Origin of the sequence: Hyphococcus flavus (genome assembly GCF_028748065.1) — a bacterium.
In the GTDB taxonomy this organism is placed as follows: domain Bacteria; phylum Pseudomonadota; class Alphaproteobacteria; order Caulobacterales; family Parvularculaceae; genus Hyphococcus; species Hyphococcus flavus.
On the sequence record NZ_CP118166.1, the window covers coordinates 2,769,232 to 2,794,096 of the forward strand.

At 56.2% G+C, this 24,865-nt stretch carries 20 protein-coding genes; 11 read left to right on the top strand and 9 right to left on the bottom strand.

The window, feature by feature from the left end:
* The first annotated feature begins 6 nt into the window (after nucleotides 1–6).
* On the top strand, nucleotides 7–225 hold the full coding sequence (locus PUV54_RS13220) for a hypothetical protein (RefSeq protein WP_274492736.1): 219 nt from the start codon (nucleotides 7–9) through the stop codon (nucleotides 223–225).
* On the opposite strand, the gene PUV54_RS13225 is transcribed toward PUV54_RS13220, so the two are convergent.
* Nucleotides 222–851 carry an MlaC/ttg2D family ABC transporter substrate-binding protein gene (locus PUV54_RS13225; protein ID WP_274492737.1) on the bottom strand — a complete coding sequence of 210 codons (630 nt, stop codon included), beginning with the start codon at nucleotides 849–851 and terminating at the stop codon, nucleotides 222–224. The genes PUV54_RS13220 and PUV54_RS13225 overlap by 4 nt on opposite strands.
* 215 nt (nucleotides 852–1,066) lie before the next feature.
* Nucleotides 1,067–3,649 carry an MMPL family transporter gene (locus PUV54_RS13230; protein ID WP_274492738.1) on the bottom strand — a complete coding sequence of 861 codons (2,583 nt, stop codon included), beginning with the start codon at nucleotides 3,647–3,649 and terminating at the stop codon, nucleotides 1,067–1,069.
* A 142-nt stretch (nucleotides 3,650–3,791) separates the two neighbouring features.
* Here PUV54_RS13230 and PUV54_RS13235 point away from each other — a divergent pair, with 142 nt between their 5' ends.
* The 6 genes from PUV54_RS13235 (at nucleotide 3,792) to PUV54_RS13260 (ending at nucleotide 11,280) form a co-directional block, all read left to right on the top strand.
* Nucleotides 3,792–5,039, top strand: a complete 1,248-nt coding sequence (locus PUV54_RS13235; RefSeq protein WP_274492739.1) for a hydrolase — start codon at nucleotides 3,792–3,794, stop codon at nucleotides 5,037–5,039.
* The gene (locus PUV54_RS13240) at nucleotides 5,036–6,046 is read left to right on the top strand and encodes an arginine N-succinyltransferase (RefSeq protein WP_274492740.1); all 1,011 of its coding nucleotides are present in this window, start codon (nucleotides 5,036–5,038) and stop codon (nucleotides 6,044–6,046) included. Before PUV54_RS13235 ends, PUV54_RS13240 begins: the two co-directional genes overlap by 4 nt.
* Before the next feature lie 4 nt (nucleotides 6,047–6,050).
* On the top strand, nucleotides 6,051–7,511 hold the full coding sequence (gene astD / locus PUV54_RS13245) for a succinylglutamate-semialdehyde dehydrogenase (protein WP_274492741.1): 1,461 nt from the start codon (nucleotides 6,051–6,053) through the stop codon (nucleotides 7,509–7,511).
* A gap of 1 nt (nucleotide 7,512) precedes the next feature.
* Nucleotides 7,513–8,040 (top strand): hypothetical protein, encoded by a 528-nt coding sequence (locus PUV54_RS13250; protein WP_274492742.1) that lies wholly within the window; start codon nucleotides 7,513–7,515, stop codon nucleotides 8,038–8,040.
* A gap of 5 nt (nucleotides 8,041–8,045) precedes the next feature.
* Nucleotides 8,046–9,353 (top strand): N-succinylarginine dihydrolase, encoded by a 1,308-nt coding sequence (astB, locus tag PUV54_RS13255; protein ID WP_274492743.1) that lies wholly within the window; start codon nucleotides 8,046–8,048, stop codon nucleotides 9,351–9,353.
* A 103-nt stretch (nucleotides 9,354–9,456) separates the two neighbouring features.
* Nucleotides 9,457–11,280, top strand: coding sequence for an ATP-binding protein (locus PUV54_RS13260; protein WP_274492744.1), 1,824 nt, complete (start codon nucleotides 9,457–9,459; stop codon nucleotides 11,278–11,280).
* 2 nt (nucleotides 11,281–11,282) lie between these two features.
* Here PUV54_RS13260 and PUV54_RS13265 read toward each other — a convergent pair whose 3' ends face one another.
* Complete coding sequence (locus PUV54_RS13265; protein WP_274492745.1) at nucleotides 11,283–11,759, bottom strand: Lrp/AsnC family transcriptional regulator; 477 nt, start codon at nucleotides 11,757–11,759, stop codon at nucleotides 11,283–11,285.
* 171 nt (nucleotides 11,760–11,930) lie between these two features.
* Here PUV54_RS13265 and PUV54_RS13270 point away from each other — a divergent pair, with 171 nt between their 5' ends.
* Both PUV54_RS13270 and PUV54_RS13275 read left to right on the top strand, forming a co-directional pair.
* The gene (locus PUV54_RS13270; RefSeq protein WP_274492746.1) at nucleotides 11,931–13,004 is read left to right on the top strand and encodes a Glu/Leu/Phe/Val dehydrogenase dimerization domain-containing protein; all 1,074 of its coding nucleotides are present in this window, start codon (nucleotides 11,931–11,933) and stop codon (nucleotides 13,002–13,004) included.
* Nucleotides 13,005–13,026: 22 nt separating this feature from the next.
* The gene (locus tag PUV54_RS13275; protein ID WP_274492747.1) at nucleotides 13,027–14,214 is read left to right on the top strand and encodes an acetyl-CoA C-acyltransferase; all 1,188 of its coding nucleotides are present in this window, start codon (nucleotides 13,027–13,029) and stop codon (nucleotides 14,212–14,214) included.
* A 16-nt stretch (nucleotides 14,215–14,230) separates the two neighbouring features.
* Here the strand turns inward: PUV54_RS13275 and PUV54_RS13280 are convergent, their stop codons facing one another.
* Both PUV54_RS13280 and PUV54_RS13285 read right to left on the bottom strand, forming a co-directional pair.
* Nucleotides 14,231–14,968, bottom strand: coding sequence for a DUF4197 domain-containing protein (locus tag PUV54_RS13280; protein ID WP_274492748.1), 738 nt, complete (start codon nucleotides 14,966–14,968; stop codon nucleotides 14,231–14,233).
* Nucleotides 14,969–14,992: 24 nt separating this feature from the next.
* Complete coding sequence (locus PUV54_RS13285; RefSeq protein WP_274492749.1) at nucleotides 14,993–17,059, bottom strand: amidohydrolase family protein; 2,067 nt, start codon at nucleotides 17,057–17,059, stop codon at nucleotides 14,993–14,995.
* Between the two features lie 146 nt (nucleotides 17,060–17,205).
* Here PUV54_RS13285 and PUV54_RS13290 point away from each other — a divergent pair, with 146 nt between their 5' ends.
* Nucleotides 17,206–18,408, top strand: coding sequence for an acyl-CoA dehydrogenase (locus tag PUV54_RS13290; protein ID WP_274492750.1), 1,203 nt, complete (start codon nucleotides 17,206–17,208; stop codon nucleotides 18,406–18,408).
* Nucleotides 18,409–18,637: 229 nt separating this feature from the next.
* Here PUV54_RS13290 and PUV54_RS13295 read toward each other — a convergent pair whose 3' ends face one another.
* Both PUV54_RS13295 and PUV54_RS13300 read right to left on the bottom strand, forming a co-directional pair.
* On the bottom strand, nucleotides 18,638–19,696 hold the full coding sequence (locus tag PUV54_RS13295; RefSeq protein WP_274492751.1) for an NAD(P)/FAD-dependent oxidoreductase: 1,059 nt from the start codon (nucleotides 19,694–19,696) through the stop codon (nucleotides 18,638–18,640).
* Between the two features lie 168 nt (nucleotides 19,697–19,864).
* Nucleotides 19,865–21,922 (bottom strand): alpha/beta hydrolase family protein, encoded by a 2,058-nt coding sequence (locus tag PUV54_RS13300; RefSeq protein ID WP_274492752.1) that lies wholly within the window; start codon nucleotides 21,920–21,922, stop codon nucleotides 19,865–19,867.
* Nucleotides 21,923–22,064: 142 nt separating this feature from the next.
* Between PUV54_RS13300 and PUV54_RS13305 the strand changes: the two genes are divergently transcribed.
* The gene (locus PUV54_RS13305) at nucleotides 22,065–22,316 is read left to right on the top strand and encodes a hypothetical protein (RefSeq protein ID WP_274492753.1); all 252 of its coding nucleotides are present in this window, start codon (nucleotides 22,065–22,067) and stop codon (nucleotides 22,314–22,316) included.
* A 1-nt stretch (nucleotide 22,317) separates the two neighbouring features.
* Here the strand turns inward: PUV54_RS13305 and PUV54_RS13310 are convergent, their stop codons facing one another.
* Both PUV54_RS13310 and PUV54_RS13315 read right to left on the bottom strand, forming a co-directional pair.
* A complete protein-coding gene (locus PUV54_RS13310; protein WP_274492754.1) occupies nucleotides 22,318–23,760 on the bottom strand; it encodes a serine hydrolase domain-containing protein in 1,443 nt (480 codons plus the stop codon).
* A 29-nt stretch (nucleotides 23,761–23,789) separates the two neighbouring features.
* Nucleotides 23,790–24,782 carry an NADPH:quinone oxidoreductase family protein gene (locus PUV54_RS13315; protein WP_274492755.1) on the bottom strand — a complete coding sequence of 331 codons (993 nt, stop codon included), beginning with the start codon at nucleotides 24,780–24,782 and terminating at the stop codon, nucleotides 23,790–23,792.
* Between the last annotated feature and the right edge of the window lie 83 nt (nucleotides 24,783–24,865).

Sequence of the window (24,865 nt, forward strand, 5' to 3'; positions counted from 1 at the left end):
AGTCATTTGACCGAAAGAAAATCACTTAAGCGTGCATATCTTGCCTTAGCGTTAATTGCTGTTCTGGGGCTTGGTTTGGCTTTGCTTATTGCTGACGGCGTTATTTCAACCGTACTAAGCTATGCTAGCGGGGTCGCTCTGATCGGGGCAATAGTTACACGTTTAGTTATCGTAGTTGACGTTACTCGTAACGGTTTAAAAAGAAAGCGTTCAACAGATAACTAAGCAGCTTCGCCCTCCAGCGTTTCAATCAGCGCGTCAACGCCATTGGCCGCGACGAAGGATGAAAACTCCTCGCGTTTGAGCGTAATGATCGATCCGCCCTGTACGATAATGTCGACGATCTTGTTCTCGCCGTCCGAGTTCCGGATGCGCCAGACGACGTTCAGCGTGCGGCGGTCGCCAACTTCGAAGTCGGTGGCGACGAATACGTCACCGCGCGAGGCCGGTTTTGAATCGACTACTGAATAAGGCTTGCCGAAGATCTGGTCGAACTGATCAGCGTAAATGCGTGTCATGTAGGCGGGGAAGGCGGCGTCATAACGCTGGTTTTGTTCTTCGGTCATTTCCGAGCGATAGCGTTTGGCGAGCACAATACGCGAAATGAAATCGAGGTCCATTTTCTCGCCAAGAAACGTACGGAACGTCTGCAGTCGGTCCTCTTCAGACAGGCTTTCGTTGGTCAGCGTTTGCGAGGCTTCGTCGATCAGCGAGCGCGCAAAGTCCGTGGCGCTGTCTATGGCGCTGACTTCTTCCTCGGCGGCGGGTGCGGCCCCTTCCTGCGCGACGGCTGGCGTCACGGCTGAGGCGGCGACGAGTGCGGCGAGAATGCGAACGCGGGACATGAACATGACGGCTACCCTCTTTTGACTATCGGTCGGGTGCGCCCCGGCCTTTTGTGAGTTTTGTTCAATATGGGACGATTGCGGCGGAAATCCAGCAATAGACCGCCAAACTGGCGGCGGCGGATGAAATTCCGGTCACGTGCCAGGCGCCCGGGGAGGTCAGCTTTGGTCTAGCCTGCTTGCTTTAGACTGCTGAAATAGCATCATTTTTTATGCTGAAGCTAAAGTCCCTTCGAAGCTCGCTTTTCCTCGTAATTGAACGCCGCGGGCAGGACGATGAGCGTGCAAATCAGCGTGAAGAGGATGGCGATCGACAATAGCTCGCCCATGGACGCGGTGCCGCGATGGGGAGAGAGCATCAGGCTGCCGAACGACGCCACCGTCGTCAGCGCCGCGAATAGGACGGCGCGCGGCGTTGAGGTGCCGTAGATGCCTTCACCCGCCGCGATCTGGCGCTGGCGCATGACGAGGTGAATGCCGCTATCGACACCGATGCCGATGAGGAGCGGGAGCACGATTACATTGGCGTAGTTGAACGGGATATTGAGGATAACGCCTGTGGCGGCGGTCAGCACGGCGGCGAGCGCCAGCGGGAACAGCATCAGCAACACCGTGCGGAGCCGGCGCACCAACAGCCACAAAAAGACAGAGATGATGCCAAAGGCGATGCCTGTCGCCTGCAACATCGCCTGTGAAATCGTTTCGCCTGCCTTGCGCGCCTGATAGGCGCCGCCGGCGAGATCGGGAATGACCGCTTCGACTTCATCGACGAACTTATCGAGTTCCTTGAAATCGCGAACGTCGCCCTTGGGCATGATGTCCACGCGCCACTTGCCATCATCGCTCAGGTAACGCGACTTCAACGTTTCCGGCAGCGTGTCGATATCGACGTAGTCTGCGTTCATCTGCGCGCGCAGCAATGAGACGAGCTGCGGCCAGTACGCGAAGATGTTTTCCTGTAAGTAAGCAACCTGCGCTTCGTTTGACGTATCGATCTCCGTCAGCAACGCGGCGAGGCGGGCGCCGGCGCCATCCTCATAGGCTTCATCAAGCCGGCCTTGCAGCGCCCTAATCCCATCGGCTGCGGGCGGTCCTTCAACGGACCCTGGCGCTGCGTCGAGAGCAAGGACAATGCCGCCTGCGCCAAAATCAATGAGTTCAAGTTTTTCGTCCTGCGCATCCGGCACGAAATCGGGCAGAGAGCGCACCGCAGCAACAGTTTCAAGCGCGCTGGCGGCGCTCGCGGTTTCAACGGCTGCGTCTTCGGAATCGACCAGCCGGCTCAGCCGATAGGGCAGCGTTTGCGGGTCTTCGAAGAGCAGATTGAAGCCAACCACAGATTGGGCATTGGGGTTTCTGAGCGCCATCTGGTCGGCGTCGAAGCGTACCTGCGGCATTAAAAACAGCGCTACAACGCCAAGTGCTATGGTGGCGATCGCCACTGGGCCCGAGACTTTGGAAATGGAATCGAACACCTTGCGAACGCGCCCGTTAGCGGTCTGTTGCGGTCGGCTCTTGAACAGCGCCAGCGCGGAAGGGCCGTACGTCATCGTCACCAGGAGCGCGATTATGACGCCGACGGCGGCGATCATGCCGAGTTGGGCGATGCCGTCGAACTTCGTTGGAACGAACGAAAGAAACGCCAGCGCGGTGGTCGGTCCTGCGAGCGCCAGAGCCGGCCCGACCTCATGCAACGCGCCTTTTAACGCCTCGCGATTATCCTGCCCTGCGGCGCGCCGTTCCTGAATGTGAAGAAACAGGTGGATCGCAAAATCCAACCCCAGCCCGACGAGCAGCACCGTGAACGCCACCGACACGAGGTTTAGCTCGCCCATAAAGGCGGCGGCGAAAGCGGATGTAAACGTCAGCGTGACGATCAGGCCCAACAGGGTCAGCACCGCCATGCCGATAGACCGGTAGCAAAGGAGCAAAAGCAGCGAGACCAGAATGAACGAAAGTAAAAAAGAATAGCCGATGCCGGTGGTGACCGCTTCGAGCTCTTCCAATCGCAGTGAAGGATCGCCCGTGATGTAGGTTTGAACGCGTCCGCCGAACCGGGTGTTCATTTCAAGGGTTTCAGCGCGCAGGGCGTTGATCGCGCCCTTGGCTGGTTGCAGACGCGTATAGTCAAGTACCGGCGTTGCATAAAGAAGACGCGTGTGCGCTTCCTTTTCCGCCATTTCTTCATCGATAGCGCCCATCCATGAAAACGGGCGTTGCTGGCCGGCGAGGCTGGCTTCAACCACGTCGCCCAGTTCGGCGTAGATGCGTTGCAGAGTTTCCTGACCCAGATCGGATCGTTCGGCGAGCCGGTCATTGTCCGCCATGGTCGTGAACAGCGTGCCGACTGTCGGGCTCTCGATCAGCGTTTCAATGAGTCCCGCCGCTTGCGACATCTGCGAAAGTCGGCCTTCCAACTCATCGACGCTTAAGTAGAGGAGGCCGTTCTCACGGAAAAATGGTTCCTGCGCCGGGGCGAAGACGCTGGTGAAGTCATCATGGCTTGCGAGCTTGTCCCTTAGCGCCGCAGCGTAAGCGTCCGCTTCATCAAGGCTCGGCGCCCTGATGACGACGATCACGTCTTCCTTCATTTCCGGGAATGCATCGCGCAGCTCAGCCGCGCGCTGCTGGAACGGCAACGCCGGGTCGAGCATGGCGCTCGTATCGGTGTTCACTTTGAGGTTTGTCGCCGCATAGGCGCCGGCGAGGATCGCCAGGAACAGGACCGACGCAGCGAAAGGCGCACCGGCCCGCCGGGACCCTTCAGCCAATGTCCCCAGCAAGGTTTCGATGAATTTCAGCATGCGGTTACGACAAATTCCCCGTGTTTCGTTTAAAAGGGACTATAAAACGCTTCGGCTCGGGATGAAACGGCGAGCGGACATCGCCAGAGCCGATTTTGCCCTCACTTGCGGGGATTCGCGGCCTTCGCTAGTGCTGTCGCCAATGACCAGCCAGCATGATTATAAATCCGATCTCGCCTTTCTGGACGACCAGCGCGGGCCCATGACCGAGCGCCTGAGGGGCTGGTGCGCCATCAATTCTGGCAGCAGCAACCTTGATGGTCTCAAGGCCATGCACGCCGCCCTGGCGGAGGGCTTTGGCGCGCTGGGCGCGGACATTGAGACGATCCCGTCGCGCGCGCATCCGGTCGTCACCCGTGAAGGCGAGAAAATAGAACAGCCGGTCGGCGACATGCTCCGGCTGGTGAAACGCCCTCAGGCGCCCGTACGCGTGCTGCTATCGGGACACATGGATACGGTCTTCGCCGCAGATCATCCGTTTCAGGGGGAAACCTTTCTCGACGACGATACGCTGAACGCGCCGGGCGCTGCCGATATGAAGGGTGGGCTGCTCGTCATGCTTCATGCGTTGCAGACGATTGAACGATCGTCGCTGGCCGAGCGCATCGGCTACGAAGTGCTGATCAACGCCGATGAAGAGATTGGATCGCACGGATCCGCCCACATGCTGACCGAGGCCGCAAAGCGCGCGCAATTCGCCTGCGTTTATGAACCGGCGCTTGCCGATGGCACGCTTGCCGGCGCGCGCAAGGGCAGTGGGAATTTTGCAGCCGTCATAAAGGGCAAGAGCGCCCATGCAGGCCGCGAACACCACCTGGGTCGCAATGCGATCGCCGCTGCGGCGGATTTTATCTCCGGCATGGATAAACTTTCCGGCCAGCGCGAAGGGCTGACGGTTAACATCGCGCGCGTTGATGGCGGCGGGCCGAACAATGTCGTGCCGGACCTCGCGGTGGTGCGATTTAATGTGCGCCTTGAACAGCCGGACGATTCAGAGTGGCTGATGCAACAGGCAAACGCATTGATTGACGACATCGACAAGCGCGAAGGCTATAGCGCTGAACTCAACGGCGGTTTTACGCGCCCGCCTAAGCCGATGACGCCGCAGCTTGAAAAATTCTTTCTTTCCTTGCGGGCGGCGGGAGAAGATTTGGGTCTCACTATCGACTGGAAACCCACCGGCGGCTGCTGCGACGGCAATAACATTGCGGCGGCGGGTATTCCGGTGATCGACACGCTCGGTGTCAGGGGCGCGAACATCCATTCGGCGCAGGAATATGCAAAGCTCGACAGCCTTGTGGAGCGAGCGAAGCTTTCTGCATTGTTGCTGTTAAAGATTGCGGCGGGAGAGATTGAAAACCCCGGCGCAGCGGCGGAGGCGCGGTCATGACGACACCAGTGATGCGCCCGGTGCGGCGCGAGGATTTCGATCAGATACTGGCGCTCGCTAAACAGTCGGGCGGCGGCATGACTAATTTGCCGGGCGACCCTGACGCATTACGCGCGCGCATCGAGAACACCGTTTCAAGTTATGAGTCAGATCCGGACGCGCCATCGGGTGAAGTCTATATGCTGGTGCTGGAGCAGGAGGGGAAAGTGCTGGGCACGGCGGCGATTTTTTCCGCCATCGGTCTCGATCATGGCTTCGTCAACTATCGGATCAACAAAACCGTTCACGCATCGAAGCAACTTAAAAAACGCATTGAGCGACGTCTCTTGATGCCGACCCATGACTTTACCGGCTGCGGCGAAGTGGGCTCGTTATTCCTTTCGCCTGAAGCGCGCGGCGGCGGCTTCGGCAAGTTCCTTGCGCGCGTGCGTTATCTTTTCATTGCGCAACATCGAAAACTCATTGCTGATCCGGTGTGTGCGGAGCTGCGCGGCTGGCGTGACAAGAATGGCGTGCAGCCGTTCTGGGAGTCGCTCGGCAAACTCTTCTTCGACATGGAATTCGAGGATGCGGATTTAACGAATTCCGCAACCGGCAATCAGTTTATTTCGGACCTGATGCCGCGCCATCCGATTTACGTGGCGTTGTTGCCAAAAGCGGCGCGTGACGTGCTCGGCAAGCCTCATGATGATGCGCTGCCCGCATTTAACATGCTCTTGCGTGAGGGGTTCGCGTTTCGTGGTTACATAGATGTCTTTGATGCAGGGCCGCTGGTGGACGCCCATATCGACGACATCAAGACAGTGAAAGAAAGCAAGATTTACAACATCGCTATAGGTGATCCCGGAGATGCGCCGGTTCACCTGATGGCGTCAGGTTATTTGCAGTCGTTCCGGGCGGCGCGCGGCGCGGCAAAAGCCGACGGAGATACGCTGACAGTGGCTAAAGAACATGCAGATGCGCTGGGCCTGACGGCAGGCGACGATGTGCGTGCGGTGAAGTGGTGAAAGCATGACCAATAAAATCCTGATCAACGGCGAATGGCGCGATGGCGGCGGCGAGGAATTTACCAGCTATGACCCCTCTACAGGTGAAGCGATCTGGACGGGCCAGGCTGCGACCAAGTCCGATGTTTCAGACGCCGTCAGTTCGGCGCGCGCGGCGTTTGAAAAATGGGCGCTGACGCCGCTGGGCCATCGCATCGAAATCATGGAACGTTATCGCGATCTCATCAAGCGCGATGCGGACGATCTGGCGCGACTTATTTCCCGTGAGACCGGCAAACCGTTGTGGGAAACAAAAACCGAAGCGGCGGCGGTGGCCGGTAAGATCGATATTTCGATCAAGGCTTACCATGACCGCACGGGCGAACATTTGAATGCTGCAGGCGCGACCAACGCCGTCCTACGCCACAAGCCCCATGGCGTCATGGCGGTGCTGGGGCCCTATAACTTCCCGGCGCATCTAGCCAACGGACATATGGTGCCGGCTCTGATCGCCGGAAACACGGTTGTTTTCAAACCATCGGAGCTGACGCCAGGGCCAGGTGCATTCATCATGGAACGGATGGTTGAGGCGGGCGTGCCCGAAGGCGTCGTCAATCTCGTTCAGGGCGGGCGCGAAACCGGCGCCGCGCTGACTGATGCGGACGTGAACGGTGTTCTGTTTACGGGCGGGGTCAAAACCGGTCTCGCCATTCACAAACAATTCGACGACCGGCTTGATGTCATTCTGGCGCTGGAACTCGGCGGTAATAATCCGCTGATCTGGTGGGATACGGAGAATGTTGACGCGGCCGCGTTTGCGGTGGTGCAATCGGCCTTCCTCACAAGCGGCCAGCGCTGCACTTGCGCGCGGCGGCTGATCGTGCCGGAAGGCGCCGTAGGCGATAAAGCCATTGAGGCGCTTACGAAACTGACCGACCGGCTCATCATCGGCGCGCCGTTCGACGATCCGCAACCGTTCATGGGGCCGGTGATCACGCCGAAAGTCGCCGAAGGGCTTGAGCGCGCGTTCGACCAGCTTCTCGATCAGGATGGCGAAGCGATCCGCAATCTTTCCGTGCGCGATGAAGGTACGGCGTTTGTGTCGCCCGGCATTGTCGACGTGACACGAAGCGTCTCAGTGCCGGATGAGGAACATTTCGGGCCGCTGTTAAAGGTCTGGCGCGTCGCCGACTTTGACGAGGCCATCGCCCGCGCAAACAAGACGAAATTCGGCCTGTCGGCGGGGCTTCTCTCGGACGATAAAGCGAAGTGGGAGAAGTTTCTGGCCCTGTCGCGCGCCGGCATCGTCAACTGGAACCGTCAAACGACCGGCGCGGCGGGTTCCGCGCCCTTCGGTGGCATCGGCGCTTCTGGCAATCATCGTCCCGCGGCCTATTACGCGGCTGACTATTGCGCGTACCCAGTCGCCAGCATGGAAGGCGACGCGCTTCTTCCGCTGGCGGACGATCAGGTTGGGGTGCGGTAAGATGATAAGAAGTAGAAAAGTTCTTTTGACAGCTATTTTTTTGGCTGCGGCTTGTTCAGTTCAACCTCAACCAACGACGGATGAACTCATAACGACTTTTCAGCAGAATCTGAATAATTTCGAAGAATTGCGCGACTTAGCGTTTGCCGACGTAGCTGCTTGCAGCGTAAAGGCCAACGGTGCCCCATGCTATCTAAGGATTAAAGTAGGAGACGATGGGACAACCGATTCTTTTAACGAGAATGATGAATTTTGGATTCCAAATGCCAGTCAATATCAGGCTTTGACGCGTTCCATCGGTCTTCCAGAAACTTTCCTTTCTGCTAGCAATGAATCCGTTGAAATTGTTGCTTACCGTGCAGGTTTGTCTGTTTCAGGTGTCTTAATCAGTTATGAGTGGCATCAAGAGAGCCCAGAACCAATTTTTTCGTCAATAGATGAAATTCGAGAAAACCAAGACTCTCAATCATATGTCTACGGATACCAGGATTTAGGTGATAACTGGTACCTATACTATTCAAGAAACTGAATAAAATGACACACCACGAATACAACTTCGACGGTCTGATCGGCCCGACGCATAATTATGCAGGGCTTTCCTTCGGCAATATCGCGTCGGCGACGAACAAAGGCGCGGCGTCGAACCCGCGCGAGGCGGCGCTTCAGGGTCTCGCAAAAATGCGTGCGGCTATGGAGCTTGGTCTGAAACAAGGCTTCCTGCCGCCGCAGGACCGCCCGCATCTGAAAACCCTGCGTGCTTTAGGTTTTTCCGGAACAGACAAACAAATCATCGAAAAGGCGGTGAAGGCCGAGCCGCAATTGCTCGCCAATTGCTACGCCGCATCGTCCATGTGGACGGCGAATGCGGGCACGGTGGCGCCGTCGCCCGACACGGCGGACGGCAAAGTGCATTTCACCGCGGCCAATCTCGCCGCGAATTTTCATCGTTCGATTGAGGCTGTTACGACTTCACGCATGCTCAAACATATTTTCAAGGATGAGAAGTTCTTCGTCCATCATCCGCCGATGCCGGGCGCCATGCATTTCGGCGACGAGGGTGCTGCGAATCATGGACGGCTTTGCGAAAGCCATGGCGACAAGGGCGTGCATTTATTCGTCTATGGCGAGGACGGCGAAAAGTTTCCGGCGCGGCAGAAGAAGCGCGCATCGGAAGCGGTTGCACGCAACCACCTTCTCGACGAAAGCCATACGGTTTTCATCAAGCAATCGACAACGGCTCTGGATGCCGGCGCGTTCCACAATGACGTTGTCGGCGTCGCCAACGGAACCGTCCTGTTTTTGCATGAGCAGAGTTTTGCTGACGTGCAAGCCGCCTATGCCGCTATCCGCGAAAAGGCGCCGTTTGCAGAGATTATCGAAGCGCCAGCCAGCGCGGTTTCTCTGGAAGACTGCATCAAGTCCTATCTCTTCAACTCTCAGCTTTTGACATTACCGGGGGGCGAGATGGCGTTGCTTCTGCCGACGGAAGCGGAAGAAAACGAACGCGTCAAAGCTTTCGTTGATGCGACCCTCTCTAAAAACAATCCTATCAACCGGGTGATCTATAAAAACGTGCGCGAGTCCATGCGCAATGGCGGCGGTCCGGCATGTTTGCGTCTGCGCGTTGTTCTGTCAGAAGACGAAGCAGCCGCGGCGGATCAGCATTTCATTCTCGATGACGCCAAAATCACTGCGCTGGAGAATTGGGTGAGAACCCATTACCGTGATCGCATTGCACCTGACGATCTTGCTGATCCCGCACTGATGGAAGAAAGCTTCGCCGCCATGCAAGCGCTGACCGATCTATTGGGTATGGGCGCATTTTACGATGTCCAGCGGTAACAATACCGTTTTGACCCAAATTGAAACAGGTTCAGCCTGGGCCGGTAGGCGTGCATTAAGATTTCACTTCTAAATTCGCTTCAATATTTATTGGAGCTGCGTAATGGAAAAAGCCACGCCTGAGGGAGAGCGGGCAAGCCATAGTCGTGAGCCGTCGGTTTTATCGGCGCTCATTGCTACGGCGCTAACGCGGCGTCATCAACTTGTGACGCGATACATTATCGCCGCTATCGGCGCCGGCATTTTGTGGGGCGTCGTAAGCCCCGTATTGTCTGCGGCATGGTTTCTGGCGATTGTTGTCAGTCAGGTTGTTGACGATTATTTCTGGAAACCGTTTCGCGATGAAGCACGCACGGCATCGCCATCAAAATTCGAATGGATTAGCCTGTGTGCGAGTGCTGCACAGGCAACGGTCGTTTACTCTGCTTTGCCAGCCATGTTGTGGTGGCTGTGGGATGCGCCCGGAAAAATTTTCGCCATGCTGTGGCTTTCGGGCGCCTTGTTGCATGTCACCATGCATATGCATCATGAAAAGCGGACTTTTATTGCGGCGATTGTTCCGCATGCCATGTATTTCTTCGGGCTACCGATTTATTCTCTCATTACCGGTTTAGAACCAGGTAGGGTCGGTTCGGCGGCGTTGTTGCTGGCGTGCCTTTTATACGTTTCGCACCTTGTTGTGGCATTCAGGGAATATCAGTCCGCCAGCAAGGGCATGCGTCTTTCGCGTGAAGAAGCGTTAAAGCGACAGGCGGTAGCGGAGCAAGCCAGCGAAGCGAAATCCGCGTTTCTTGCCAACATGAGTCACGAAATTCGCACGCCCATGAATGGCATTCTAGGCATGGCTTCGGCTCTGGAAACGGAAGAATTAACATCTTCGCAGCGGGAGAAGGTGCAGGTCATTCAGGACTCGGGCGATCTCATGCTCATGCTGTTGAACGATCTTCTGGACTTGTCAAAGATCGAAGCGAACAAGATTGAGCTTGATCTCAAACCGTTTGCATTCTCCGATATCGCTAGAAAAGTTGAAAGCCTTCACAGCATTAATGCGAAAGACAAGGGGCTGGCGTTTTCCGTAGAGTGCGAATGCAATAGCTCGGCGCCGCGACTGGGCGACGGTCACCGCATTCTGCAAGTCCTGCACAACCTGGTTGCGAATGCCATCAAATTTACCGAACGCGGTTCGGTTCGGGTTAAGATTGTTGCAAATGAAAGCGACGTGGCTCGAATTGAAGTCGCCGATACAGGCATTGGCATCACCAAGGAACAAGCGGCGCGCATTTTTGAGCCGTTCACGCAAGCTGACGCGTCAACAACCAGGAAATACGGCGGCACGGGGCTTGGCCTCTCGATCGCCAAAGGGTTGGTGGAGGCCATGGGCGGTGAGATTTCTGTTCGCTCAAAAGCGGGCGAAGGCTCTCGGTTTATAGTCGAAATTCCTGTGCTGCTTGTAGCGGATAATCAGGTGCAATTGGATACGCATAAGGCTGTTCGAAAGGCTGAAACGCACGGCCGGCTAAAAATTCTCGCCGGCGAGGATAACGCCGTCAATCAGGCTGTGTTGAGTGCATTTTTGAAAGAGCGCCGCCATGAAGTGTACTTCGCGGCTGACGGCCTCGCGGTTGTAGATGCGTTCAAGCGTAATCAGTTCGATATTGTGCTCATGGATATTTCCATGCCGGTGCTGGACGGTCCCGAAGCGCTGCGTCAGATCCGATTTCTGGAACGGGAAAGCGGGGCCAGTTCATTGACGCCTGTTATCGCCGTTTCGGCGCACGCCATGCCGCAGCAAGTCGAAGAGTATCTCAGCATGGGCTTTAACGGCTATGTCACGAAGCCGATACGTTCCGACAGCCTGCATGGCGAGATTGAGCGCGTACTTTCCGCCGAAGAACAGCCGGCGCATGCGTCGTCGCAAGTGGCTTAATATTACCGGATCACAGATTGTGGCAGCGGCGTAACCACCTTGTGCGTTACTTCGCGTAACGTAAAGCTTGATTCAACCGTTGCAATATTCGGCATACGGAGCATTGTTTCAGAAAGAAAAGTTTCATATGTCGCGAGGGAAGGGACGACGACCCTGATAAAATAATCGAACTTACCAGTGACCAGATAGCATTCCATCACTTCTTCACGATTTTTGATTGCGGCCTCGAATTCGCGAAGCGTTTTGTCGTCTTCTCTTTCAAGTTTGACTAGAATTATGACTGTGACGTTGACGCCCAGGGCTTCCCGGTTAATCTCCGTACGGTAACCTTTTATAATGCCTTCGCTTTCAAGCCGGCGCAGGCGACGAAGGCAAGGGGTCGGAGAAAGGCCAACACGCTCTGCGAGTTCGGCGTTGGTGATGCGGGCATTTTCCTGCAGGTGCTTCAGGATCTTGTGGTCGATATGGTCGAGTTTCATAGGTCCCTTCCAATAATCTAACCTGTATTTAGCATTATATGCTAACCGTCAAGCGCTAAGGCCCCTTTTTTGACCGGAACCGCTCTGCCGTTTGAGTTAAGGAAAACCCGGTTGGCGGAAGCAAGACTGTCAGTCGTCATAATAAACCTCGCCCCTAAAGGAGAAACGCCCGTGTTGAAGTCTGAGGTCCTGGCCGTCGAAGGCTGGAAAAAAGTCATTCATTTTGAAGACGATACTGCCGGGCTGAAAGCGATTATCGCCGTACATGACGCGACGCTTGGTCCAGGCTGCGGCGGGTGCCGAATTTTTCCTTACGCGCGTTTTGAAGACGGACTGGAAGACGTCAAAAAACTTTCTCGCGGAATGACGTTTAAAAACGCCCTGGGCGGTATTCCTTTCGGGGGCGGAAAGGCGGTTATTTTCGCCGATCCAAAAAAGGACAAAACTCCTGCTCTGCTCGAAGCGTTTGGACGAGCCGTCGATAGCCTTGATGGACTTTACTACACAGCAGAAGATTCCGGCGTGACTGAACAGGATCTGGAAATCGTACGGTCTGTGACGAAATACGCCGCCGGCATGCAAAACAAGGGGATTGGCGGCAACCCGTCGCCTTTTACGGCGCGCGGCGTATGGCGCGGCATGCAAGCAGCAGCGCGTAAAAAGCTTGGCGTGGACAGCTTGAAAGGACTTAAAGTTTCCATTCTTGGCGTCGGCGCGGTCGGTATGGAACTGGCGCGGCTTATCCATGAAGAAGGCGGCAAGCTTGTTGTTGCTGACGTCAATCAGGCGGCGGTGAAAGAGGCCGTGGAACGCTTCGGCGCTGAAACCACAGCGCCTGAAGACGCCATCGCGGCTGATGTTGATATTTTCTCACCCTGTGCGCTGGGCGGGTCCATCAATGAGCTTTCAATCAAGCGTCTGAAAGCGAAGATCGTTGCCGGCGCCGCCAACAACCAGTTGAAAACGCCGGATATGGATCAGACGCTGGCCGATATGGGCGTCCTTTATTGCCCGGATTATGTCATCAACGCAGCGGGCGTCATCAGCGTCGGCATGGAGATCACTGGCGCCTGGACAGAAGAAGAACTGACAAGGCGCATCGATAAAATCGGCGAGACGCTCAGCGGCATTTTCGAGCGTGCGGAAAATGAAAATGCGCCGACGGGGGCTGTTGCCGACAGAATGGCGCTTGAAGTCATTTCAAATGGCGCCAAGTCTGGGCTACAAGCAAATTCCGCGGCGTAAAAAGCCGAAACAGGAGATCATCATGGCTCAGCAGGACCCCATCGTCATCGCCGGCATGGCGCGCACGCCCATCGGCAATTTTCTCGGCGCATTTGCATCCGTCAAAGCGACGGAGCTGGGATCGCGCGCGATCGAGGCGGCGCTTTCTCGCGGCGGGGTGAAAGCGGGCGATGTGGACGAAGTTCTGATGGGCTGCGTCTTGCCTGCTGGCCTCGGTCAGGCGCCAGCGCGTCAAGCCTCCCTTGGCGCTGGCATCCCGCAAGCAGCGGGGTGTACGACAGTCAATAAGATGTGCGGCTCCGGCATGAAGACAGTCATGATGGGGCATGACGCCATCCTCGCTGGCGCTGGAGAGATTGTCGTCGCGGGCGGCATGGAATCCATGACGGGCGCGCCGCATCTGCTGCCGAGCGGGCGCACCGGCATCAAATACGGGGCCGGGCAGGTTTACGACCACATGGCGATTGACGGCCTTGAAGATGCGTATGAGCCGGGACGCGCCATGGGCGTGTTTGCGGAAAAATGCGCCCGTGAGTGGCAGTTTTCTCGCGAAGATCAGGACGAGTATTCCATGCGTTCGGTGACCCGCGCTCAAGCGGCGATCAAGGACGGTTCTTTCAAGGACGAGATTACCGCCATCGAAGTCAAAACACGCAAAGGCGCCGTGACAGTCTCAGACGATGAAAAGCCGGGCCTCGTCGATGCGGCGAAAATTCCATCATTGCGTGCGGCTTTCGAAAAAGACGGCACCGTGACAGCAGGTAATGCGTCGGCGATTTCCGACGGTGCGGCGGCGCTTGTGCTCATGCGTCAGTCTATGGCGGACAAGAAAGGCGCGAAACCCGTCGCGCGCATCATCGCTCATTCGACCCATGCGCAGGAGCCGGAATGGTTCACCACAGCGCCAGTGGCGTCGATCAAGACAGTTCTCGAAAAAGCAGGTTGGTCATCGGATGAGGTCGATCTTTATGAGATCAACGAGGCGTTTTCAGTGGTGCCTTTGGCCGCTATGCGCGAACACAAGCTGCCCGCCGAAAAGGTCAACATCCATGGCGGCGCGATCGCGCTCGGTCACCCGATCGGCGCATCAGGCGCGCGTATTCTCTGCACGCTGATCAGCGCGCTTCAAAAAACCGGCGGCAAGAAAGGCGTTGCCTCGCTTTGCATAGGCGGCGGCGAAGCGACGTCAGTGGCGCTGGAGTTGGTGTAAGTTTCGCGAGAAGCGCCTAACCAAACACGCGCCGCAATATTTCCGAAGTGCGTTTCGCCGGGTTCGCACGGATCGCGGCTTCCTCTTTGGCGATGTAGAGGAACATGCCGTCGAGGCCATACTGAACGCCATGACGGATAAGATCGTTTTTGGCGTCGGCGCCGAGTTGCGGCGCCAGCGGTATCGATTTCAGCCTGGCTGTCAACGAGTCGAACGTTCTGATGGCGCCGGCTTCCTGTAACGCGTTAGACATGATCGGCGTGAAGAGATTGGTCAGCGGCGTGAAGGTTCTATTTTTCAGGTAATTCGTCGCCGCATTCTCGCCGCCGCGCACGACACCGATAGCGTCGTTTATGTTCATAGACGAAATGGCGTTGACAAAAATGCTTCGCGCGCGTGGGACAGCCGTTTCGGCGCCGCGGTTGAGCTGTGTTTCCAGTGTATCGAGCGGCCCTGACAATCCGAAACGGGAAAGCGACGACTGCATGTCTTGTAAAAAACCGGGCAGGGGAATCCGTATTTGAGGATTGCGCAAGAAACCGTTTCGCACGCCAATCGTCGAAATCGCCTGTGCGACGCCGTTATTGAGCGCCGCGCGAATGCCCGCCGCTGCGTCAGCTTCCGAAAGCGCGCCAACGCTTCCCGGAATGCTCGGAAATGTAACGCCATCGGTGACGCAGCCCGTCAAGATGCTGGCGCCGCCAAGCGCCAAAAACGACCTTCGCGGCACTAGCTTTGAAAGGTTCCTCATCATAACCCCTCCCGGGTTTATCAGTTTCTACTGGTCGCTAACCGTCGGGATTTCCGTAAACGGCGTAATGCCGAATTCCGGATAGATTTCGGTCGGATAGTAGATCGTGCCGCCGCGTGAAACGAGCGAGATCGTTTTGATCGCCTTGATGTCTGCCGTCGGGTCGCCCGGTACAAGGAAGAAATCCGCCAGCTTTCCGGCTTCGATGGAACCGCGGCTGTCAGACACGCCTAGATATTCCGCCATGTCATAGGTTGCGCGTTTGAGGACGTCAGCCTCGCTCATGCCGAGATTAGTGAATAGCTCGACCTCACGATGCAGCATGAAGGCGCCGCCCATGTCCGTGCCCGGAACAAGGAAAATGCCGCGTTCATGCATGTTGGTCAGAATTTCGATGACTTTGTCGTAAGAGTCTCTGTATCTGCGGTCTTCCTCTTTGTCAGCGATGTTAAGCAAGGCGACTTTCGCATTGCGCTGAACGGCGACCGGCATGTGGTCAATATAGTCAAGAGCCGCGCGGTTCGTCTCTCCGTTGCGTCCAAGCATGGCGTATTCATGAATGACCAGCGTTGGCTCGTGAGCGACGTCGTTTTCAACCATTAAATTCAGCGTGCGCTGGACTTCATCGCTATCAAGATCGATCCCCTCGAACAACTGAATGCCTGTGATGCGTTGCATGGTGCGTGTGTCCGCGTCAGGCGGCAGCACCCAGCTCAACATGACCTGGTTAAGGTGGGTGATTTCGTCGTAGCCCGCCTCAATCATCTCATCTGGCGTTGAAAAAGCCGGAATGTGTCCGGCGACACGCATGCCGTTCGCGTGCGCCTCCGCCGCCATCGCCGGCACCCATTCGCCCTTGACGGAGCTGTAAATCTTGATCTGGCCATACCCGTCGCGCGCTGCATACATGCGCACAAGTTCGACAGCTTCTTCTTCCGTGCTCGCCAGTTCGCCGGTTGAGTTGTTGGTTTCGCTGATGCCCTCGATAAAGCCGCTCATGTGAATGCGCGGTCCGGCAAGCGCGCCGCTTTCGATCCGTTCACGTAAGGGTTCGAGGACGGTGATTTCATTGCCCATATCGCGAATGGACGTGATGCCCGCCAGCAGATTCATCAGCGCGTCATCATCACCCACATGGCCGTGCATGTCATAAAGGCCCGGTATCAAAGAACCGCCAGCGCCATCGATAATGACTTCGCCTTCGGCGCCAGTTGCGTCAGCCGCTTCAATAGCGGCGATGCGGTCGCCTTCCACCAGCACGGATACCGGGTCCGACATTTCTAGCGTGTCAGGTTGAAAGACGCGGACATTCTGTATCCGCACGGGCGCGCCATAATCATGGGCGTATTCCTGCTGGAGTTCTTCAAAACGTGTCGCGCCATAGTCGGCGGCAAGATTGCGGAGCCGCTCTTCTTCAGCTTCAAACCCTTCGCGGATAACGATAAAACGCGGCGTGGTGTAGGCGAAAAACCGGTCTTGATCGTCGAGGATGATGTAATCGGGGTCAAGGTCGGCGCCAGACAGAGCGTAGGTGGTGACAGAAAGCATACCACTTTCGCCCTCGACCTCCATAGTTTCCATTTCAGACAGACGTAGCTCTCCCGCAGGCAGCGCCGGTAGAGTGTTGTCTCCATCCTTCAGCAGCGCTCGGGCATAGACATACCCGGAATAGGGGCTGCCGAACTGACTGATATAGAGCGCGGGTTCGTCGATATCGGCCGAACCACTGCCGGTGGCGTCGGTCCAGGACGCGCGGCCTCCATCGAGCGCATAGGTCTCCTCAACTGAGTTGCCAAATGTCGTCGCGCCCTTGATCGACCATGAAACAGGCAGTCCCGCCTCGTCATAAGAAACCGTTTCCGCAAAAGTCGGTCCACGGCCATTGTTTTTGTAGTCGTAGTCTATGGTCGCTTCATTACCGTTATGATCCACTTTCAAGTGGCCCACGCGTTCGCCCGCGATAATGACGGCATAGGATTCGGACTTAACGGCGCTTTCGCCGGTTTCGGTTGTTGAACTCGTGTCCTCGCTTGCAGGTGAGCAGGCGGCGGCCGCCAGAAGCGCGAGCGCGCCGGCAATGTGATGGTTTCTCATACGGATTGATTGTCCCCGGTTGGTTTGATCGGCTAGAGCCTTGTTCTAGCGATTTAGAGCATTTATCCCTTTTTGTCATATAGGACGCATTGCGGCTGTTCGGCCGGAACGGCTAAAAAGACCAAAACCCCATAGGAGACAATCGCATGGCTGACGCCGGCGGCGCTGGAACAGGCGCGAAAACAACATTTGAGTGGCAAGATCCACTGCTTCTTGAGACGCAGCTCAGTGATGAGGAGCGGATGATCCGTGACGCGGCGAAAGGGTACGCGCAAGACAAACTGATGCCGCGAGTCATATCGGCGAACCGTGAAGAGCGTTTCGATCGGGAGATTATGAACGAACTCGGCCAGCAAGGCTTGCTGGGCGCGACCGTGGCTGAGGAATATGGCGGCGGCGGCGCCAGTCACGTGGCCTACGGTTTAATCGCGCGGGAAGTTGAGCGGGTCGATTCAGGGTATCGTTCAGCCATGTCGGTGCAGTCATCGCTTGTCATGTATCCGATTGAGAGCTTCGGAACGGAAGAGCAAAAGAAAAAATATCTGCCAAAGCTGGCGAGCGGAGAATGGGTGGGGTGTTTTGGCCTTACGGAGTCAGACGGCGGTTCCGACCCCGGGGCGATGCGCACGAAAGCCGAAAAGGTGTCCGGCGGCTATAAGCTGAACGGTTCAAAAATGTGGATTACGAATTCGCCTATCGCCGATTTGGCTGTCGTCTGGGCGAAGCTCGATGGGGACATTCGCGGCTTTATTGTTGAGCGCGGGACGGAAGGTTTTTCAACACCGAAAATCGACGGCAAGCTTTCGCTGCGCGCATCCATTACTGGCGAGATCGCTCTTGATGAGGCAGTCGTTCCGGAAGAAAACCTGCTTCCCAATGTGAAGGGGCTGCGCGGACCATTCTCATGTCTGAACAAGGCACGGTACGGCATTTCCTGGGGCGCCATGGGCGCGGCGGAGTTCTGTTGGATGGCGGCGCGCGATTACGCCATGGATCGCATCGTGTTCGGCAAGCCCATTGCCGGCACGCAGCTTGTGCAGAAAAAACTGGCGGATATGCAAACTGACATTGCGCTTGGTTTGCAAGGCGCGTTGCAACTTGGACGATTGCTCGATAGCGGCGCTTACGTGCCGGAAGCGATCTCCATGATGAAGCGGAACAACTGCGGCAAGGCGCTCGAGATCGCCCGCATTGCGCGTGATATTCATGGCGGCAACGGCATTTCTGATGAATACCATGTGCTGCGTCACGCCATGAACCTCGAAACGGTGAATACCTATGAGGGAACACATGACATTCACGCGCTCATTCTGGGCCGAGCAATGACCGGACTGCAGGCGTTTCAATAGCCTGAAAAAAGTCAGCGCCGGCCGCGCAATTCGTGATTGAGCGGTCCGGCGCCGGCGCCGTCCAAAGGGCGTTTCCTCCCTTAGGGTCGTTTCCTCCGGGGACGGCGCAAACGCATCGGATTCAAACGAAGCGTTTTCTCTCGTCCCCCGACTGGGGAGAAAGTATCAGCTATGCGGAAACTGTCACGCTGCACTTGCGAAATTGAGACGGTTTTCCAGATGGACTCGACTAGTTTCCGCTGACCTGCGCTTGAAGATCCTTGGCTGAAGTGGTGTGCTGGAATTTCAGTTTCTTGTCCGGGAATACGTAATGGAAAGCCCCGTGAGACATGAGCGCGGATTCATGAAAGCCGGACAGGATAAGTTTTAATTTGCCGGGATAGTGTGCCATGTCGCCAATGCAGAATATGCCCGGCGCCGATGTCTCAAACTTTTCCGTGTCAACCTCAATTCGATTTTCAACAAGGTTGAGACCAAAATCGGCAATCGGTCCTAACTTCATGGTCAGCCCGTAAAACGCCAGCAGCGTATTACAAGCAATATCGTAGGCGCCGTCCTCTTTTGACTCGACAGAGACCGATTCAATTTGTCCGCTCTCGCCATTGAGCTCTTTGATCTGCGCTACGTGAAAATCGATTTTGCCTGCTTCTACCAGTGCTTTCATTTTATCGACGCTGTCCGGCGCTGCACGAAAGTCAGGCCGGCGATGAATAAGCGTGATCTTCTCCGCGATGGGTTGAAGGTTCAAAGTCCAGTCGAGCGCTGAGTCGCCGCCGCCGGCGATAACGATGCTTTTCCCTTTGAACGCGTCGCGCTGGCGAACGGCGTAAAAAACCGATTGCCCTTCAAAGTCATCAACGCCGGGAATAGGCGGCTTTTTTGGTTGAAACGATCCGCCGCCCGCGGCGATGCAAATCACCGGCGCCGCGATGGTCGTGCCGAGGTCGGTTTGAACTTTCCATTTGCCGTTATCCAGTTTTTCAAGGCCAACCGCCATTTCGTTCAGGTGAAATGCCGGTTCAAACGGTTCAATCTGATCGAGAAGCTGTTTCGTGAGCTGGTCCCCGGTTATTGATTTGATCGCCGGAATATCAAGGATCGGTTTCTCGGGATAAAGCTCCGCACACTGTCCACCGGGTTTGTCGAGGATATCGACGACATGCGCCTTGATATTCAACAGCCCCAGCTCGAAGACAGCAAAAAGGCCGCAAGGCCCGGCGCCGATGATGATGACATCGGTTTCATACGCCTCGCCAGGCGGCGCGTTTTCCACGAGATTATCGGCCATTCGGTCGCTCCTCCCGGTATTTGCAGGTTGAGGCTAACCGAATTCGGCTGAAATGGGGAAGGGGCGCCTGGATCATCGAGCGATAAGGCTGCATCACCGGATGATCTAGATTCTTAGTTGCCGCGCCGGATTTGCGAAAAACCGGATTCCACTTTTTCGCCCGGCGCTCTAGTCGGCGCCCTCATCGCCATCCTTTTCCTGTTTGGCTGGGTCGTACTTGGCGAACCAGCCCATGATGTTGTCCGTTTTGGCGATCAGGCGGCTGGGCCGGCCGGCGATCAGGTGCGGAGAGCTGGGCACGCGCACCAGCGCCGTGTCGATTTTTCGAAGTTTGAGGAGGGTGTAAAACTGTTCCGCCTCCCATGTGGGCGTCCGCCAGTCTTCCTCGCCAACCATCATCATCGTGGGTGTCGTGATGTTTCCGGCGATCGACAGCGGCGAGCGCTCCCAATATGCGTCGGGATCCTCCCAGGGGTCAGCGCGAATCCAGTGGCGTTTGACCAGGGCGCCGATGTCCGCCGCCAGCGCCATGGTCATCCAGTTGATCACCGGCTTGGCTGAAACGGCTGCAGCGAAACGATCTGTTTTGCCGACGATCCATGCCGTCAGAATGCCGCCGCCAGACCCGCCTGTTACGAAAAGGCGTTCAGGATCGACATAATTCTTTGCGACCACTTCGTCGACGACGCTCATAAGGTCGTCATAATCATTCCCCGGATAGGCGAGATCGATCAAGAGCGCGAATTCTTCACCATATCCCGTTGAACCGCGCGGGTTCGCATAAACAGTTACGTATCCTTCCGCCGCGTAGCGTTGAATTTCCGCTGAGAAAAATGGTCCGTATTCCGCATAAGGCCCGCCATGTATTTCAAGAATCATCGGGTAAGATCCGTCAGCCTTAAACCCTGGCGGAAGGGCTATCCATGCTTCGATCTCGCGACCGTCATGAGAAGACTTGACTTTAATTTCCTCAATTGTCGCCATGTCGAGATATGGCAGAACATCATCATTCAAACTTGTCATGATCTGCGAGCGCCCACCGCGAAGATAGGCGACTTCCGCCGGGCGATCAGGGCTTGCCGCCGTGTAGGCGATGGCGCCGCTGTTCGCGGCCACGGAGAACGAGCCGCTGGCGTAGGGCCGGCCATAGGATGTGCCGCCCACGTCACGGGCAAGCGTTGAAACATTGCCGCCGAGACTGACCGAAACGAGGTTCAGATCACCGTTGTTTTCGACCTGCGCAACAAGTGAATTCCCGCTCCATGCAAAGGAATCAATGCTTCGATCATAGTCCGCGGTCAGGTTCGATACGTTCGAACCGTCAATATTCATCACATAAAGGTCGGTTTGCTGATACGATTTCAGTTCGTCATCATATCCCCGATACGCAATCCGCCGTCCGTTCGGCGAGACTTGCGGCGAATGATCAGGTCCGTCGCGAGAGGTCAGCTTAACCATCGTCAGATCGTCAAGGCTGACTTTAAAAATGTCGCTCTCGATTGGATCTAGCGACGCGTCGGGATCGTCATTGCCGACGACAAGTAATGTATCATTGCCGAGCCACGCAGGATTGGAATATCCGTTTTCGCTGTCGGTGATCTGACGCGGCGTGCCGCCCTCGGCCGGAACAACATAAACCTGACTGGCGCCGTCCTTAAGATAACCTGCGCCATTGAAGCGAAACGGCATGTCGTCAAACACGCGCACGGGCTCGTTCCATTTCGCGCCCTCGGGCGCCTTTGGCGGTTTTGCAAAACTTGGCGGATCGGTTGGCGTGAACATGGCAAAGGCGATCCATTCGCCATCCGGCGACCAGCGCGGCGCGCCGGGGGCTTGATCAAGTTGCGCAAGTGAAAAACTTTCACCCGTATCAGTGTAACGGACTCTTAGTTGAAGCTTGCCGTCTTCAGCGCCGAGATAAAGCATCCGGTCGCCCGATGGCGACCAGCGGGGCGACGAAATAGACCCTTTTCCATCAATCAGCGGGCGATGATCGCCGGAGCGCGTGTCGACTGACCAGATTTCTCCGGTCATGCGGTCGGTCATTCGGTCCATATAGGTGCGCGCATAGACTATGGTGCGCCCATCGGGAGAAATTTGCGGATCATTGGCGTACTCAAGGTCGAAAACGCGCTCCGCCGTGAATCTGTTGTCTTTCGCCTCATCATCAGCGAGCGCCGGCGCCGCCAACGCTACGATTGCGCCCAAAAATAAACCGTACTTCAAAACACCCTCCCTTGAATTCATGCCGATTTGGTTCGAGACTCTAGACGAAAGATGGATAGAGGACCACACAAGTCTGATATCTATGCTGCGACACGACACGGCGCCGAGACCATAAATGTTGTGAAAGAGGGTGGACGCTCAAGTGAATACAGTCAGACAAATACTGTCGTTACTCGCTGGATTATTTGGTTTGATGTTTCTTGCAGGCGGTATCGCTCTCTCGAACGCTGTCGGGGACTTTGAATTCGTCGATCAGGAACTGACAGAATTGCTATCGCTGTTTGTGGATACGGCGTCCGTCGTAACCATGGCGGACCAGGGCGCCATGGTGTTGTTTTTGTCAGGCGTCATAAGTCTCGCAATCGCCTGGTGGGCGTGGCCGCGCCGTTTATAAGTTATTGTGACGCCGACAATTCAAGTCTGACGTCTCTACCGGCGAAATCGCCAATCAGCGTTTGCTTCTCACCAACATCGGTCCATTGCAACGGATATGCGCCCCATGCAGTGACGACGGCAAAGAGTTTATCATCCTCTTCATTCGACCCGATCAGCACGGCCGGCATGTAATCCCTTTTGGCGTTGGTTGCTTTAAGCCAGGACGCCAGCTCCTGTTCAGGATGTACTTCCACTAGACACATATCGTCACTGCGTTTTACGCGGATTGTTCCACTAGCATTTTCCTCGGTAGGCGGATTGTCACGGTCAGATACGAATTTGCCGGAATATGACCACTTGCCCACAGGACACCCGGCCATATCAACCTGTGCGCCTTCGGTTGCTGCAGTCGCGAGGATGGCGCCCGTGGTTTCGATCCTTGTGGTCCATTGGACGTTTGAGACAAGCGCCGACGACGTATTTTGATCACGATTATGCACCAGGATTGACCGCGCGCCAGGCGTTATTCCTGCATGATGATAAATGAGGTCGCCGTCTGAAGTTTCGCTGATGCGCCAGCCAAACCCCATGTCAAAACGGCTAATGCCGGCGTTTTCGCCATTATTGAGTTTTACGGGCGTCACCGACATTTCCACCAGTTCAGGACTGACGATTGCGCCGGCCATATAGGCGTCGGCAAAACTTACAAGATCGCTCGGCGTGCTGAGAATGCCGGTGGCGCCGACAACATGGTGTTGATTGTTGCGTTCAATCTCGCCGCTACCGAGCGCGTAGAGTTTTGATGCTGCCTCCGGCACAGCATGGATGTTTTCAACTGTGGTGTTCTTTAATCGATTGGGAGCTAGGATGGCGCCGGCAATGTAGTCTTCAAAAGAATTCCCTGAAGCGTTTTCGAGGGCGGCGCCCATTAACGCATACCCGTAGGAGCTATAGCTATACTGATCACCCGGCTCGAACAGTAAAGGCTTATGTGAATAAACAGAAAGCGACTCATTCAGGTTTGAATAGTTCGCTTGAGGATCATAATTGTCAGACGCGTCGTAATGCGCCATGCCGGAAGTATGTGCAGCAAGTTGCCGTAGGGTAATGGTTGCACCTTCATGGGCTGGCCAGTCAGGTACATAGGTTCTGATGTCAGCGTCAGGATCGAGTTTTCCGTCTTCGACGAGAGCCAGCACTGCCGCCGCCGCAAACAGTTTCGAAACGCTGGCGAGACGAAACTGCGTATCGGCCGTTACAGGCAGCGCGGCCTCAACATCACGGTATCCGGTCTGTCCAGTCCATATGATTTCGCCGTTTATTGATACGGCGGAGCTCAATCCCGGTATGTCATTCATTTCACGTAGTGAGTCGAGAATGTACTGCGCGGGTGAGGCTTTAGCAGCGCTAAAGCTGACCGCTGCCGCAAACAGCGGCGCGGCGGCAAATTTGAAACAGATCATTGGCCCTCTACGAGATGTGACTTCTCGTGTTAAACGGACAAGACCACTTTTCCCGTCGCTTTTCGCGACTGCAAAAGATCAAGCGCGTTTGCTGCGTCTTCCAATGGATAAGTGGCCGTCACGCGTGGTTTTATTTTACCTTCCTCGTAAAAACGGAAAAGCTCGGCCACATAGTCTGCGTTGAGTTTGGGGTTGCGCATCGTGAACGCCCCCCAGAAGACGCCAACGATCTGGCAGGATTTTAACAAAGTCAGGTTAAGCGGAATTTTTGGAATTCCGGCGGGAAAGCCCACGACCAGAAACCGTCCCTCCCAGGCGAGCGCACGCACGGCAGGCTCGGCGTAATCGCCGCCAACAGCGTCATAAACAACATTGGCGCCTTCGCCGCCGCATAGTTTCTTGATTTCGCCCGACAGCGCCTTTTGACCATCGCGATCAAGCTCGCGAGGATAGACCAGCGTTTCATCGGCGCCCAGCTCCTTGCAGAACGCAGCTTTATCTTCTGATGAAACGCCTGCAACGACTTTCGCGCCAAAGGCCTTGCCGAGTTCGATGGCGGCCGCGCCGACCCCGCCGGCCGCACCGAGGATAAAGAGCGATTCACCGGGCTGAAGATTGGCGCGATTTTTTAAAGCGTAATGGGACGTCCCGTAAGTGAGCATAAATGCGGCTGCTTCATCGAACGGCATCGCGTCCGGAATTTTATTCACGCGCGCGGCGTCGGCGATGAAGTGCGTGGCGAAGCCGCCATTGATCCCGCCGGCGATGACGCGATCGCCTTCGGCAAGGCCCGTAACGCCTTCGCCCAACGCCTCGATGACGCCGGCGACTTCGCCGCCCGGGGCAAAGGGTCGTGGCGGCTTGAACTGATAAAGGTCGCGAATGATCAGCGTGTCGGGGAAGTTGACGCCAGCGGCCTTGACAGCGATCCGCACTTGTCCCGGCCCCGGCTCAGGCGTTTCAATTTCGGTAAACTTCAAAGTTTCCGGTCCGCCGGGCTCATGGCTCATCATCGCTTTCATGGGGTTTCCTTGTGTCCTTAATTCTTGCGCTGCGGCGCCATCTTACGCATTGTGCCCCGGCGCATAAACGATGAATGACAGAT

Coding starts and splice junctions, on each gene's coding strand:
- PUV54_RS13225 (WP_274492737.1), bottom strand. CDS start 851: ATGTTCATGTCCCGCGTTCGCATTCTCGCCGCACTCGTCGCCGCCTCA.
- PUV54_RS13230 (WP_274492738.1), bottom strand. CDS start 3,649: ATGCTGAAATTCATCGAAACCTTGCTGGGGACATTGGCTGAAGGGTCC.
- PUV54_RS13235 (WP_274492739.1), top strand. CDS start 3,792: ATGACCAGCCAGCATGATTATAAATCCGATCTCGCCTTTCTGGACGAC.
- PUV54_RS13240 (WP_274492740.1), top strand. CDS start 5,036: ATGACGACACCAGTGATGCGCCCGGTGCGGCGCGAGGATTTCGATCAG.
- astD (WP_274492741.1), top strand. CDS start 6,051: ATGACCAATAAAATCCTGATCAACGGCGAATGGCGCGATGGCGGCGGC.
- PUV54_RS13250 (WP_274492742.1), top strand. CDS start 7,513: ATGATAAGAAGTAGAAAAGTTCTTTTGACAGCTATTTTTTTGGCTGCG.
- astB (WP_274492743.1), top strand. CDS start 8,046: ATGACACACCACGAATACAACTTCGACGGTCTGATCGGCCCGACGCAT.
- PUV54_RS13260 (WP_274492744.1), top strand. CDS start 9,457: ATGGAAAAAGCCACGCCTGAGGGAGAGCGGGCAAGCCATAGTCGTGAG.
- PUV54_RS13265 (WP_274492745.1), bottom strand. CDS start 11,759: ATGAAACTCGACCATATCGACCACAAGATCCTGAAGCACCTGCAGGAA.
- PUV54_RS13275 (WP_274492747.1), top strand. CDS start 13,027: ATGGCTCAGCAGGACCCCATCGTCATCGCCGGCATGGCGCGCACGCCC.
- PUV54_RS13280 (WP_274492748.1), bottom strand. CDS start 14,968: ATGATGAGGAACCTTTCAAAGCTAGTGCCGCGAAGGTCGTTTTTGGCG.
- PUV54_RS13285 (WP_274492749.1), bottom strand. CDS start 17,059: ATGAGAAACCATCACATTGCCGGCGCGCTCGCGCTTCTGGCGGCCGCC.
- PUV54_RS13290 (WP_274492750.1), top strand. CDS start 17,206: ATGGCTGACGCCGGCGGCGCTGGAACAGGCGCGAAAACAACATTTGAG.
- PUV54_RS13295 (WP_274492751.1), bottom strand. CDS start 19,696: ATGGCCGATAATCTCGTGGAAAACGCGCCGCCTGGCGAGGCGTATGAA.
- PUV54_RS13310 (WP_274492754.1), bottom strand. CDS start 23,760: ATGATCTGTTTCAAATTTGCCGCCGCGCCGCTGTTTGCGGCAGCGGTC.
- PUV54_RS13315 (WP_274492755.1), bottom strand. CDS start 24,782: ATGAAAGCGATGATGAGCCATGAGCCCGGCGGACCGGAAACTTTGAAG.